The following is a 14,876-nucleotide window of genomic DNA, read 5'->3' on the forward strand; positions in this document are numbered from 1 at the left end:
TCACCATGAGTTCTGTTCACCTGTCCACTGCCTCCCTGCCGGAGATCGCCCAGAAGGGTGAGGTGGCCGTACCCGCTTATGATCGCGCTGCGGTACGCGCCGGGATCGTCCACTTTGGTGTTGGCGGTTTCCACCGCGCCCACCAGGCGCGGTACCTCGACGAGCTGATGAATGCCGGCACGGCGTTGGACTTTGGCATCGTGGGCATGGGGGTCATGCCGTCGGATGCGCGCATGCGCGACGCCCTCAAGGCCCAGGATTGCCTGTATACGCTGGTAGAAAAGGCCCCGGACGGTACCGTCAATCCGCGCGTGATCGGCTCGATCATTGATTACGTCTTCGCACCGGACGATCCGGCTGCTGCTGTTGCGGTGCTTGCCGACGCCGCGATCCGCATCGTCTCCCTCACCGTCACCGAGGGCGGCTACAACTTCGATCACGTCAAGGGCGAGTTCAACCTGGACCAGGAGCACGTGGCCCATGACATCGCGGAGCTCAAGCAGGGCCGCGAGGACTCCTTGCGCACCTTCTTTGGGCTGATCACCGCCGCTCTCATGCGCCGGCGCGCCGCCGGCGATACCCCGTTTACGGTGATGAGCTGCGACAACATTCAGGGCAATGGCCACGTTGCCAGCGCCATGTTCCACGCCTTCGCCGAGGCGATCGACCCGCAGCTGGCGCAGTGGATCCGCGACGAGGTCCCCTTCCCCAACTCCATGGTGGACCGCATCACCCCGGAGACCACCGACGCGGACCGCGCGGACGTGGCCGATGCTTACGGCTATACCGATGAGTGGCCGGTGGTCTGCGAAGACTTCACCCAGTGGGTGTTGGAGGACAACTTTGTGGCCGGCCGCCCCGAATACGAGGACGCCGGCGTCCAGGTTGTCCAGGACGTGGTGCCTTACGAGCTGATGAAGCTGCGCCTGCTCAACGCCTCCCACCAGGGGCTGTGCTACTTCGGCTACCTGGCCGGGCACCGCCTGGTCCACGACGTGGTGCACGATAATCTTTTTGCGGACTTCCTGCTGGCCTACATGGAACAGGAGGCCACTCCCTCGCTGCGCCCGGTGCCCGGGGTGGACCTGGACGCCTACCGCCGCCAGCTGATTTCCCGGTTTGGCAATGAGGCTGTCAAGGACACCGTGGCGCGCCTGTGCGCGGAGTCTTCGGACCGGATTCCCAAGTGGCTGCTGCCGGTGATCCGGGAGAACATCGCTACGGGTCGCCCCGTGGAGCTCTCGGCTGCCATCGTGGCCAGCTGGGCGCGCTATGACGAGGGCGTCGATGAGCAGGGAGAGCCGATCACCATCGTCGACGCCTTGGCTGACCGCCTCCACGCCGCCGCCCAGCACAATCGGGAGGACATCCTGGCGTTTGTTCGGGATCGGGAGATCTTCGGCGACTTGGTCGATGAGCCCGCGTTTACCCAGCCCTACGAGGCGACGCTGCGCAGCCTCCACGAGGTCGGCTCCATTGCCACCCTGAACACGCTGCTGGGCCGCAGCTAGCGCTTAGGGCTGAATCGGCGTGTCGGCATCGCCCACAACCTCGTCGAAGGCTGTGGGCGGCGCGGAGCGCCGTACGGTCGCTTGTCCGCGCGTGCCGGCCCGCACCACCACCGCGGCGACCACCGCCGCGATTCCTCCTATTTCTGCTGCGCTGAGCCCCTGGTGCAACACCACCGCCCCGAGTACCGCAGCCGTCAGCGGCAGCAGCGCCAACAACACCGCGAAGTGCGCCGGTCCTGCCATGCGCAGGATGACCTGGTCAAGGCCGTAGGGAATGACCGCGGACAAGACGCCAAGCCCGAGCGCCACGCCCAGGATGCGCATGCCGTCGAGGTCCCCGGGGTGCTGGCCCGGCCAACCAGCAATAGCCAGCGGCAGCGTAGCTATTCCCGCCCACGTAAACCCCACGGCCATGGACGTAGTTGAGGTGGCGGCATCCCCGGATATGCGCGCGCCCACCACGATGTAGGTACCCCACATGGTGGCGGCGAGCAGCGCCAGGATCACGCCGCTAGCGCTGGCGGACCATTGCGCCCCGCTGAGGGCCACAACGCCCCCGGCGGCGCACACCACGGCCACCCATTCGCGCAGGGTGCGCGAGCCCACGGCGGCCACCACGATGGGCCCGGTGAACTCAATGGCCACCACGGTGCCCATGGGCAGGCGGGCAATGGCCTCGTAGAAGGCGGTGTTCATGGCCAGGGTCACTGCCCCATAGACGGCGGCCAGGGCGCCGGCGCGTCCCCAAAAATCCCGCAGGGCGGGCCTCAGGACCACCGTGAGAATCAGCCCGGCTGACCCCATGCGCAGCCAGGCCGCCAGCCAGGGCGGAAACTGTTCGAAAAGGCCCACCGCCAGGGCGGCACCGGCGTAGTTGGACAGCCCGGAGATCACCATCAGCCCGGGGGCCAACCAGATCAGCGCGCCGGGCGGCGCGGTGGAGGGAGAAGAAGAGCCAGCCATAGTTTGGCTTAGTCTAGCCTGGCGGCTACCTGATAGCGCCCGGCAGGACCGTGGGGGCTTTCGGGGGACGGCCGGTGATTCGGTCTAGTTCTACATAGCCTAGGCTAGCGTCCATGTTCGCTCTTGTGACGTTGCTGAGTCCTTCCGCGCAGCCTTCCGCGCGGGACCTGGGATTCTTGTTACACAAGCATCCGGACCGGGTGTATGAGCGCGCGCTCAGGTATGGCACGGCGAGGGTGTTTTTCCCGCGGGCTGACCATACGGAGTGCACGGCCGCGGTGTGGGTAGATGCGGATCCGGCGGCGTTGCACGCGATGGCCCGCCGCCGCGGGGCCACGGCGGAGCTGAGAGGCTACCTCAATGATCGGGCGTATGCTGCGTCTTCCCTACTGGCGGTGGCCGTGCGGGCCTGCCTGCATTCGGCGTTTATGGGCACGGCCGACGCCGCCCACCAGGCGCTGGCGGATTCGCCGCTGGAGTTGCGCCTGACGGTGGTGGGGGTGCGCGCGGAGGAGGCCACCATCCGTGAGCTGTGGGAGCCGTTGGGGTGGCGGGTCGAGGTCAGCGGCTCGCGGTATGCCTCCACTGTGGTGCTCACGGGCACGGCCCTACTGCGGACGGCGCTGCGCCAGCTCTACGTCCTTATCCCCGTGCTCGACGGGACGAAGCACTATTGGGTTGCGCAGCCGGAGGTGGACAAGGTGGTTGAGGCGGCTGCCGGTTGGTTGCCGGCCCACCCGGGTGCGCAGCGGATTCTTGCTGCCTCGCTGGCCCACCAGCCGGACCTGGTTGCTGCGGCGCGCGAGCGCTTAGGCATCGCCCCGCCCCCGCGCCGTGAGCCGCATCCGAGCCAGCAGCGCCTTAACGCCGTGGTGGCCCAGGTCTTGGCGCTGCGGCCGCGGGTAGTGGTGGACTTTGGCTGCGGGGAGGGCAAATTGATCCGGGAGCTTGTGCGCGAGCCCACCATCGCGCGGATCATTGGTGCGGATGCGTCGGCCCCGCAGCTTGAGCGCGCTGAGAAGCGACTAGCCCAGGCCCATCTGGGCGAGCGCCAGCTGCGGCGGGTGGAGTTGGTGCAGGCCGCCGCGCCGTATGCGGATGAGCGCCTGGCGGGCGCGGATGTGATGGTGGCTATGGAGGTCATCGAGCACATTGATCCGAGTCGCCTCCCCGAGTGGGAGCAGCTCATTTTTGGGCAGTCCAGCCCCGAATTCGTGGTGCTGACTACCCCGAATCGGGAGTTTAATGCCACGTTTTCTGATCTTTCCCCGGGGCAGCTGCGCCACGGCGATCATCGTTTCGAGTTTGACCGTGCCGGGTTTGCTCAGTGGACCCGCCGGGTGTGCGCCGAGTTTGGTTACGTGGTGGAATGCAGCGGCATCGGTCAGCCGCATGCCAGCTTCGGGCCGCCGACGTTTTTGGCAGTGTTTTCGCGCACGTTTTAAGGAGGGATTCTGGTGAGTATTCTGCGGATTCCGGACCCCAGCCTGGTGGTCCTCATCGGCGCGTCTGGCGCCGGAAAGTCGACTTTTGCGCGCACGCATTTTGGGCCCTTTGACACGGTTTCTTCTGACTTCTGCCGCGGGGTGGTGTCCAATGATCCCAATGATCAGGAGGCGACGGCGCAGGCTTTTGATCTGCTTTTCGACGTCGCCGCGCGCCGCCTCGATGCTGGACTGCTCACCGTGGTGGACGCGACGTCGATAAGCCCCGAAGACCGGTCGGCGCTGGTCACCCTGGCCAAGCGGCACCACCAGCTTCCGGTGGCCATTGTCCTCGACGTTGGCCTTGCGGAGCTGCGCCGCCGCCACGCTGCACGCGCCGACCGTGATTTTCCCGCCAGCGTCATCGACCGCCAGCACCGAACGTTGCAGCGGGGGCTGGCGCACCTGCGCAAGGAGGGCTTTCGCGGGGTGCACGTGCTGCACGGGCCGGAGGAGATTACCCAGGTGCGCATCGAGCGCACCCCGCTGCGCAGCGACCGGCGCGACGAGCACGGCCCCTTTGACATCATCGGCGACGTCCACGGCTGCCTCGACGAACTGCGCAGCCTCCTCGACGCGCTGGGCTACCGGATCGATCCCACCGGCCACGACGCCGCCCACCCCGAAGGACGCCGGGCGGTATTCGTCGGCGACCTCGTCGACCGCGGGCCGGACTCGCTGGGGGTGCTGCGGCTTGTGCTGGGCATGGTGCACGCCGGACACGCCCTCGCCGTGCCCGGCAACCATGACGCCAAGCTGGTGCGCGCACTCGGCGGGGCGAACGTCACCCGCAACCACGGCCTCGACGCCACCATGCGCCAGCTAGAAACCCAGGCCAGCCACTCGGAGCGCGAGGACATCCGCACCAGCCTTGACCAGCTGGTCGCCCACCTGGTCCTCGACGACGGCGCCCTGGTCATCGCCCACGCCGGGCTGCCCGAACACCTGCACAACAAGGCCAGCGGCGCGGTGCGCGAACACGCCCTCTACGGGGCAACCACCGGCGAGGTCGACCGCTACGGGCTGCCCGTGCGCGAAGACTGGGCCGCCGACTACCGCGGGCGCGCCGCCGTGATCTACGGCCACACGCCCGTCGCCGACGCACGCTGGGTCAACAACACCTTGTGCATTGATACCGGCTGCGTCTTCGGCGGCAGCCTCACCGCCCTGCGCTACCCCGAACGCGAGATCGTGCAGGTCCCCGCCCGGCGCACCTACGCCGACCCCGTGCGCCCCCTGGCCAACCCCGACGCGCGCGCCACCGACCTGCGCATCAGCGACGTCACCGGTCCCCTGCGCCTGAACACTCCGCGGGCCGGGCGCATCACCATCTCCGCCCAGCGCACCGCCGCCGCACTGGAAACCCTCAGCCGCTTCGCACTGCCCCCACACCTGCTGCCCTACCTGCCACCCACCATGGCACCCGCCCCCACCGCAACCCAGGACGGGTTCCTGGAACACCCCGCCCCCGCACTGGCCTACTACGCCGACCGCGGACTGGAGGTGGTGTGCCAGGAAAAACACATGGGCTCCCGAGCCGTGGCCTACCTCCACACCGACCCGCAGCGCTGCTACCTGTACACCCGCACCGGACGGGCCTTCTTTGACCAGCCAGACATCCCCCAGGCCCTCGGCGCCGCCGCCACCGACCTGCTGCGCGCACTGGACAGCGAATGGGTCCTCCTCGACGGCGAAATCCTGCCCTGGAACCTCAAAGCACAAGGCCTCATAGACACCCTCTACGCTCCCCTATCCGCCGCAGGCCACGCCGACCTATCCGCCGCCGCCCAAGCCCTGACGCACGCCCGCCGCCGCGGCGTACCCGTACCCGACCTGGACACCACGCTGGCCACCCGCCTGGACAACCTGTCCCGCTTCGACCACACCTGGCGCACCTACGTCACCGACCCCAGCAACATCCGCTTCGCCCCCTTCCAAATCCTGGCCAGCGCCGGACACACCCACCACCACCGCCCCCACAGCTGGCACCTCGAGCACATCCAGTTGCTTTGCGACGCCCCCGGCAACCTCTACCACCCCACCCAACACCGCCACGCCAACCCCCACGACCCAGAGGCAGTCACCGCCATCACCGACTGGTGGCTCAAACTCACCGCCGCCGGGGCCGAAGGAATAGTGATCAAACCCGAAACCAACGCGCACGCCCCGGCCGGTACCCAACCAGGGCTGAAAGTCCGCGGGCGCGACTACCTGCGCATGATCTACGGCCCGGACTACCTCGACCCCGCACGCCTCACAGCGCTGCGCAACCGCAACCTTGCCCCCAAGCGCACCGCCGCGCTGCGCGAATACGCCCTAGGCCTCGACGGCCTGGACAAGTGGGTGGCGCACGCCCCATTCTACCAGGTCCACCAGCGGGCGCTGGCCGTCCTGGCGCTCGAATCAGAAGGGTTGGATCCGCGGTTGTAGAGGCGGGGGTGCGGTGGTAGGCGCAGGCCTTAAGCGCACGTTCTGTGAGGGGCTGTTGTGGTACCTGCTCGGCGGTGTGGGGCTGGTGGTGTGTAGCCGGTGGTGTGTAGCCGGCCCTGCGCAGGTCGGCGCTATGTGGCTGGTGTTGATGGTTAGATGCTGCGGGCCAGATGCTGGGGCTAGGCCCGCGAGGCGAGCAATCTCCCTTTGGTTAATCCCCCATTCGGTCTGCTGGGGTGGTGGGTTGAGGAACATCATCTGATCGAAGTCGGCATTACTATTTGGAAGCGTTATACGTACGAATCATGGTGAACGTCTCCTTGGAAAGGAAGAATACAGTCACGGCAGCTAGGGCGTAAGTGACAGGAGCGGGAGCTTCACACGCCGAAGACATGATGGTAAGAATTGCCGGGATGATCTCCATAGAATTTCCCCTTCTAAATTAATACTGCTTTGGTTGGTTTACTTTCTACTTTTCAACACGATTCTACATTGATGAAGGTTGTGGTTCCTTCGTCTTGGACTTGAGATTATTCAACGAAGATATATTCTCCCTTCGCGAGGCAGCCCACAGAGAGTCGTACTAGTTCCTGTTTTGGCCACATGGTGTAAACAGATAATTAAGGTAGATAACTGATTTCAGTAAATGATCCATCATCCCACCACACCGGCCCCAGCCCTGCTGGCGAAAGAGAGCTATGGGGACTCGGCATACGGCAAAAATTTGGAGCTCATCCCTGCTTACGCGGGGAAAACCACCGCATGGACGTGTTTGCGGATTCCAGTTCCGGCTCATCCCTGCTTACGCGGGGAAAACCTGTTCCTGAACCTGATCCGCCTGCACGGCAACGGCTCATCCCTGCTTACGCGGGGAAAACCGCAAGGCGATCAGCGAGGATAGGGTGTAGGCCGGCTCATCCCTGCTTACGCGGGGAAAACCACGGGCAGGTCAAGACTAAGGAAGTCGATCTCGGCTCATCCCTGCTTACGCGGGGAAAACGTGATCCGCCCGTCGGTGATCGCCTGGACACGCGGCTCATCCCTGCTTACGCGGGGAAAACGCAGGTGGTCCCGCATTCGTGGCATACGAGCCCGGCTCATCCCTGCTTACGCGGGGAAAACTCGCAGAGACGATGCCCGACGAAATCATCGCAGCGCGGCTCATCCCTGCTTACGCGGGGAAAACGTCGTCGCACGCGCGGGCTGCTACGCACAGAGCGGCTCATCCCTGCTTACGCGGGGAAAACAACGCCCTGAAAGCCGAGGGGCCCGCGATGGGGGGCTCATCCCTGCTTACGCGGGGAAAACTTGCACGAATGTCTCAGTCGCCGTTTGTGGGGCGGCTCATCCCTGCTTACGCGGGGAAAACCCAGGTAGGCGGTGATGGTCAGCGGGGTGGTCAGGCTCATCCCTGCTTACGCGGGGAAAACCCGACGACGGGCTATGTGCCCGACGGCACGCAGGGCTCATCCCTGCTTACGCGGGGAAAACGTACCCATGCCGAACGCCATCAGTGCGGTCGTCGGCTCATCCCTGCTTACGCGGGGAAAACGTACCCATGCCGAACGCCATCAGTGCGGTCGTCGGCTCATCCCTGCTTACGCGGGGAAAACCGTTGTGTCGCCTACTGGTGCCGGGGCGCGCGCGGCTCATCCCTGCTTACGCGGGGAAAACGTGATTATGGCCGTCATCCGTGGCGTGATTGACGGCTCATCCCTGCTTACGCGGGGAAAACTGGCAGACGTCTTGGGCTTTGTCGCCCGCCTTAGGCTCATCCCTGCTTACGCGGGGAAAACTAGCGTCTCCCTATTCCACCCATCACCGGTGTAGGCTCATCCCTGCTTACGCGGGGAAAACATGCTGCGCATCACCAGCTGGCCGTTCTTATTGGGCTCATCCCTGCTTACGCGGGGAAAACCGCGCTTCCTCAATTACAGCACCGATTTTGTTCGGCTCATCCCTGCTTACGCGGGGAAAACCCAGCGTGCCAAGGAGCTGGAAGGCCCGGCCGCGGCTCATCCCTGCTTACGCGGGGAAAACCCCGTTACGGGTCAGGCCCAGCAGGCGGGCGGCGGCTCATCCCTGCTTACGCGGGGAAAACTATCTCACTATGCTGGGTGTCGACCCCGAGAAAGGCTCAACCCTGCTTACGCGGGGAAAACAGCGCCACGCGCGCCAGCATCCGCACCTGAGCAGGCTCATCCCTGCTTACGCGGGGAAAACCCCGGGGGATAGCTACTGTGCGGTGCTCGTGGGGGCTCATCCCTGCTTACGCGGGGAAAACGTCACCCCCTACCGGTACAACCGCAGGTGACACGGCTCATCCCTGCTTACGCGGGGAAAACGTGCGTATTGTCTCCCATGCCAATGACAAGGGCGGCTCATCCCTGCTTACGCGGGGAAAACATCTTTGGGTGATCGTAGAAGCCGTCGTCAACCGGCTCATCCCTGCTTACGCGGGGAAAACCGCAATTGGGCGTGCCCTTGCCGCCGCGAATTAGGCTCATCCCTGCTTACGCGGGGAAAACCTATGATGCGCGTATTGCCCCGCCGGATACTGAGGCTCATCCCTGCTTACGCGGGGAAAACAAACGCCTTTTGCTTCCGGTCTTCGATACTGCCGGCTCATCCCTGCTTACGCGGGGAAAACATACCCGGCTTTTTTGAGCCGTCCGGTTGTGACGGCTCATCCCTGCTTACGCGGGGAAAACAAGAGGAAGGCCGGTCCAAGAATGACAAATTGAGGCTCATCCCTGCTTACGCGGGGAAAACGCGGTAAATCCCTCGACCGAATTGACCCACTCAGGCTCATCCCTGCTTACGCGGGGAAAACGGACTGGATGAGGTGGAGAAAGCACGGCGCGTGGGCTCATCCCTGCTTACGCGGGGAAAACTGTCCCCCGAGATCCACAAGAAGGGCCAGGACAGGCTCATCCCTGCTTACGCGGGGAAAACCGTTGGCGTTCTTGCGCAGCGACTCCAACTTAGGGCTCATCCCTGCTTACGCGGGGAAAACTACCTGGATGTACTGTCCGGTGTGGTCTACGAGGGCTCATCCCTGCTTACGCGGGGAAAACGATTCCACCACAGTGGCATAGGCCGGGCGGTACGGCTCATCCCTGCTTACGCGGGGAAAACTACCTGGTCCTTGTTGAGCTTGACGACCGGGAACGGCTCATCCCTGCTTACGCGGGGAAAACTTTGCTTGAGCACCACCCATGTGGCGCTTGATCGGCTCATCCCTGCTTACGCGGGGAAAACCACGTCCAGCAGGAACCCGATCACCGGGGAGTCGGCTCATCCCTGCTTACGCGGGGAAAACTAAATGGCATATCCGCCCGCATGACTTCGACAAGGCTCATCCCTGCTTACGCGGGGAAAACGATCGTCAGGATGCCCGACACGATGGCAGAGTCGGCTCATCCCTGCTTACGCGGGGAAAACGCAGCCCAGCGCATGCAACAGGCACAAGCAGAGGGCTCATCCCTGCTTACGCGGGGAAAACTCGGGTCGTGGGTGAGGATGGTGACGAAATTGGGGCTCATCCCTGCTTACGCGGGGAAAACGGACAATACGACCCGAATAAGGGCATCGAAGACGGCTCATCCCTGCTTACGCGGGGAAAACCTGGTGCCGTGGGCGGTTTTTTGGGTGGTGGTCGGCTCATCCCTGCTTACGCGGGGAAAACGCGCCCCGAGTTTGTCGATTACATCGCCAGGGAGGCTCATCCCTGCTTACGCGGGGAAAACCCGGTAAGCGCCCTCATATGAATTCCGGGCGACGGCTCATCCCTGCTTACGCGGGGAAAACTTGATCCGCCGATTCATCCCACAATGCCTGCAAGGCTCATCCCTGCTTACGCGGGGAAAACCGAATAACGTATACATGGCCAACGGGTTCCGCGGGCTCATCCCTGCTTACGCGGGGAAAACGGGATGCAGTGACCGCCGCATGGAATGGGGCACGGCTCATCCCTGCTTACGCGGGGAAAACGATGAATAAGCCATGGTCAATCAGCCATTCGTCGGCTCATCCCTGCTTACGCGGGGAAAACCAATTCCGCCCTTCCCTAGGAATTGCCATGCGCGGCTCATCCCTGCTTACGCGGGGAAAACTACCGCTGTTGGTTAGTGATGGTGCCGAAACGGGGCTCATCCCTGCTTACGCGGGGAAAACCACATAGATTGTCTGATCATCGACCGGGGCGTAGGCTCATCCCTGCTTACGCGGGGAAAACCCGCGTGACCTGTCCGCCATGACCCTAGACGGGGGCTCATCCCTGCTTACGCGGGGAAAACTAGAGCATCTGCTCCGGAATCCGCTCATACAGCGGCTCATCCCTGCTTACGCGGGGAAAACGGCCTTATCGCCCGCTGTCGTCGCCCGGTCCGCGGCTCATCCCTGCTTACGCGGGGAAAACTGATGACGATATTCGCGTGGAAGTCGCGCGGAAGGCTCATCCCTGCTTACGCGGGGAAAACTGTAGCCCGTTTCTTTTGTCTGGACTGAACCACGGCTCATCCCTGCTTACGCGGGGAAAACACCGCGTCGATCAGGGCCCCCTGGGTCAACGACGGCTCATCCCTGCTTACGCGGGGAAAACACCTGGTCCTTGTTGAGCTTGACGACCGGGAACGGCTCATCCCTGCTTACGCGGGGAAAACTTTGCTTGAGCACCACCCATGTGGCGCTTGATCGGCTCATCCCTGCTTACGCGGGGAAAACCACGTCCAGCAGGAACCCGATCACCGGGGAGTCGGCTCATCCCTGCTTACGCGGGGAAAACTTCAGCGCGCCACCGAGCGTGACGGCAACGTCCGGCTCATCCCTGCTTACGCGGGGAAAACGGCTCGCGGTCCGACGAACAGCTGGGACAAGCAGGCTCATCCCTGCTTACGCGGGGAAAACAGATTGCGCCGACCCATTGGCCGCGACCGTTGCGGCTCATCCCTGCTTACGCGGGGAAAACCGGTATTTTAGAGGCAGTAGGGTCAGCATCCTAGGCTCATCCCTGCTTACGCGGGGAAAACCGGCTCATCGACGGCGGCAAGCGGCTCGGCCGCGGCTCATCCCTGCTTACGCGGGGAAAACAAATCCAGCATTACCCGAATGCTCTTCAGCCTCGGCTCATCCCTGCTTACGCGGGGAAAACAAATACAGGGGAATAGGAAAACTTTGCTCGTCCGGCTCATCCCTGCTTACGCGGGGAAAACAGCAGAGTCCAAAAACAGCAGCTCCCGAGTGTCGGCTCATCCCTGCTTACGCGGGGAAAACCGTATTCGGTTGTGGGTACCGCCCCGGCGGGACGGCTCATCCCTGCTTACGCGGGGAAAACGTCAATTAGCGGCTTATCGTCCGGCCCGGCTGCGGCTCATCCCTGCTTACGCGGGGAAAACCGTTTCTGCTGGTAGTTGGATTAACTTGTGACAGGCTCATCCCTGCTTACGCGGGGAAAACACTTCTTTCTAGGGGACCGTATTGGGGCGGAAAGGCTCATCCCTGCTTACGCGGGGAAAACAAGGGGATCCGCAACCGTGGCCGGGGGCGGGCCGGCTCATCCCTGCTTACGCGGGGAAAACCTGGATATGTCCTGCCAGCTGACCGAGATTAAAGGCTCATCCCTGCTTACGCGGGGAAAACGCATTCTTTGCAGATGTGCGAGAATGGGAGTCAGGCTCATCCCTGCTTACGCGGGGAAAACTCGATGCGCAGGTCATCGAGGGCAAGGTCGTCCGGCTCATCCCTGCTTACGCGGGGAAAACGAGGTACATCCGGGCGATTCTGTGGTGCTTTTCGGCTCATCCCTGCTTACGCGGGGAAAACGCCAAGAGGTGACGGTGGAGCACACGACGCATAGGCTCATCCCTGCTTACGCGGGGAAAACGACGTCGGCGAGCGTGTGTGGGCAGCCCTATACGGCTCATCCCTGCTTACGCGGGGAAAACGCCATCGACACTGCTCTGCACACCCCTGCCAGCGGCTCATCCCTGCTTACGCGGGGAAAACCCATCACGCACCTGCTCACCAAACCGCTGGATCGGCTCATCCCTGCTTACGCGGGGAAAACCAACCCGCCTATACAGGAAACCTGATGTTACCCGGCTCATCCCTGCTTACGCGGGGAAAACTTTTGAGTAGCACCACCCATGTGGCGCTTGACCGGCTCATCCCTGCTTACGCGGGGAAAACTGAATTCGGGCCATTTTGCGTTCGTGACGGGCCGGCTCATCCCTGCTTACGCGGGGAAAACGTAGTCCAGCAGCTCGCGGGCGGCAGGCCGTTCGGCTCATCCCTGCTTACGCGGGGAAAACTCGTAGAATTTGTTGAGTTTGTCGTAGTATTCCGGCTCATCCCTGCTTACGCGGGGAAAACAGCAGGTTGGACAGTAGCCGGAATTCCGTTCCCGGCTCATCCCTGCTTACGCGGGGAAAACGAATTGTGTGAGGCCGAAATTAGGCAACATACAGGCTCATCCCTGCTTACGCGGGGAAAACGTACCCCGGCGTCTTCTGATGATTGGCCCATTAGGCTCATCCCTGCTTACGCGGGGAAAACGTCACCTGGGACGTCGACGAAGGCGAACAAATTGGCTCATCCCTGCTTACGCGGGGAAAACTATAAGCTCAAGACTGACGTCAAGGCGGCGGAAGGCTCATCCCTGCTTACGCGGGGAAAACATGCCACTGCTCGGCTACGAGGAATGGCGAAAGGGCTCATCCCTGCTTACGCGGGGAAAACCACCCCAACCGCAGCGAAGATGCCGTCAACGCGGGCTCATCCCTGCTTACGCGGGGAAAACCGCTGGAAGACGCCTGCACTGTCTATGCGCCGAGGCTCATCCCTGCTTACGCGGGGAAAACCACTCGTGGAAATTCGTCGAGCACTCGGAGAAAGGCTCATCCCTGCTTACGCGGGGAAAACTCCCCCGGTCTGGAAGCTACAACATTAAGGACCGGCTCATCCCTGCTTACGCGGGGAAAACGGTCACGATGGTTGACCCGTCGGACATTTACGCGGCTCATCCCTGCTTACGCGGGGAAAACCTGGCATGGGCTCCGGCGTGAGCTTCGACCAGAGGCTCATCCCTGCTTACGCGGGGAAAACGCGTGGAGCACCCTGGTAGCCAACGATGAGCGCGGCTCATCCCTGCTTACGCGGGGAAAACTCGGCGATGATGCCGACTTTAAGTATGGCTGTCGGCTCATCCCTGCTTACGCGGGGAAAACGATCAAATTTTGCCGGTCAATGCTAAAGCCAAGTGGCTCATCCCTGCTTACGCGGGGAAAACGCCCCTTAGCAGCGAGCCTCGCATTGATGTCGCGGCTCATCCCTGCTTACGCGGGGAAAACATAAATGACCCCGTGAGATAGCACCAGCGACCAGGCTCATCCCTGCTTACGCGGGGAAAACGACCCCGGGTTTGTTGGGGTGGTCAATGCCGCGGGCTCATCCCTGCTTACGCGGGGAAAACGATCTTTTCGCGGCTCAGTCATCGCGCAACCCCGGCTCATCCCTGCTTACGCGGGGAAAACACCTCCTGCGCCACATCGGACGCAGCCTTATTCGGCTCATCCCTGCTTACGCGGGGAAAACAGGACCGTAAAGTCGCGGAAATTCAAACGTCACGGCTCATCCCTGCTTACGCGGGGAAAACTGGATATTGACCACTGCCTAGTGGGCGGGGAGCGGCTCATCCCTGCTTACGCGGGGAAAACCGAGTCGGCTTTTGCGGCTAGCCATTATTTGGAGGCTCATCCCTGCTTACGCGGGGAAAACGATTAGGCCGCCTGATTTGACGAATTCGGTCCAGGCTCATCCCTGCTTACGCGGGGAAAACAATGAGTAGCTGCGGGTCGGATCGACCCAGCTCGGCTCATCCCTGCTTACGCGGGGAAAACTACCTGAGTATATGGCAAATAGCCGGTGGGCACGGCTCATCCCTGCTTACGCGGGGAAAACTTCTGGGGTGAAAAACCGGATCCGCATCCCCGCGGCTCATCCCTGCTTACGCGGGGAAAACCAGTGGGTGGGTTGTCGCGGGAGAAGATCGCCAGGCTCATCCCTGCTTACGCGGGGAAAACGACCCCGGGTTTGTTGGGGTGGTCAATGCCGCGGGCTCATCCCTGCTTACGCGGGGAAAACCCGATAGGACCCATACGCACACGTCGTCTGAGAGGCTCATCCCTGCTTACGCGGGGAAAACCGACAGAACGCCTCCGCTGGAGGCCTGCCATTCGGCTCATCCCTGCTTACGCGGGGAAAACTTCGCGCCGATGACCATGGCATCCCAGGCGGGCGGCTCATCCCTGCTTACGCGGGGAAAACCCGAAGTGTCCGTATCGGGGGCGGGGCTGCACGGGCTCATCCCTGCTTACGCGGGGAAAACGCCAGGAGGTGACGGTGGAGCACACGACGCATAGGCTCATCCCTGCTTACGCGGGGAAAACAAGGGCGCGCCCCGGGCGATGATGGTTGCACAAGGCTCATC

At 63.0% G+C, this 14,876-nt stretch carries 4 protein-coding genes and 1 CRISPR repeat array (1 of these 5 cut by a window edge); of the genes, 3 read left to right on the forward strand and 1 reads right to left on the reverse strand.

The window, feature by feature from the left end; all coding sequences use genetic code 11:
* Nucleotides 1–5 precede the first annotated feature (5 nt).
* Nucleotides 6–1,511 carry a mannitol dehydrogenase family protein gene (locus LH390_RS07495; protein ID WP_227281901.1) on the forward strand — a complete coding sequence of 502 codons (1,506 nt, stop codon included), beginning with the start codon at nt 6–8 and terminating at the stop codon, nt 1,509–1,511.
* Between the two features lie 3 nt (nt 1,512–1,514).
* Here LH390_RS07495 and LH390_RS07500 read toward each other — a convergent pair whose 3' ends face one another.
* Complete coding sequence (locus LH390_RS07500) at nt 1,515–2,474, reverse strand: EamA family transporter (protein ID WP_227326804.1); 960 nt, start codon at nt 2,472–2,474, stop codon at nt 1,515–1,517.
* Between the two features lie 113 nt (nt 2,475–2,587).
* Between LH390_RS07500 and LH390_RS07505 the strand changes: the two genes are divergently transcribed.
* Entirely contained in the window at nt 2,588–3,919 is a 1,332-nt protein-coding gene (locus tag LH390_RS07505) for a 3' terminal RNA ribose 2'-O-methyltransferase Hen1 (RefSeq protein ID WP_227281899.1), read from the forward strand.
* Nucleotides 3,920–3,931: 12 nt separating this feature from the next.
* Nucleotides 3,932–6,388 (forward strand): polynucleotide kinase-phosphatase, encoded by a 2,457-nt coding sequence (locus tag LH390_RS07510; RefSeq protein ID WP_227281898.1) that lies wholly within the window; start codon nt 3,932–3,934, stop codon nt 6,386–6,388.
* 728 nt (nt 6,389–7,116) lie between these two features.
* Nucleotides 7,117–14,876: direct repeats of the CRISPR family, unit length 28 nt; unit sequence GGCTCATCCCTGCTTACGCGGGGAAAAC (it continues 1,241 nt past the right edge of the window).

It is taken from the genome of Corynebacterium uberis (assembly GCF_020616335.1).
Classification (GTDB): Bacteria; Actinomycetota; Actinomycetes; order Mycobacteriales; family Mycobacteriaceae; genus Corynebacterium; species Corynebacterium uberis.

Excerpts from the sequence above, each read along its gene's own strand:
- LH390_RS07500 (WP_227326804.1), bottom strand. The coding sequence starts at position 2,474 with ATGGCTGGCTCTTCTTCTCCCTCCACCGCGCCGCCCGGCGCGCTGATC.
- LH390_RS07505 (WP_227281899.1), top strand. The coding sequence starts at position 2,588 with ATGTTCGCTCTTGTGACGTTGCTGAGTCCTTCCGCGCAGCCTTCCGCG.
- LH390_RS07495 (WP_227281901.1), top strand. The coding sequence starts at position 6 with ATGAGTTCTGTTCACCTGTCCACTGCCTCCCTGCCGGAGATCGCCCAG.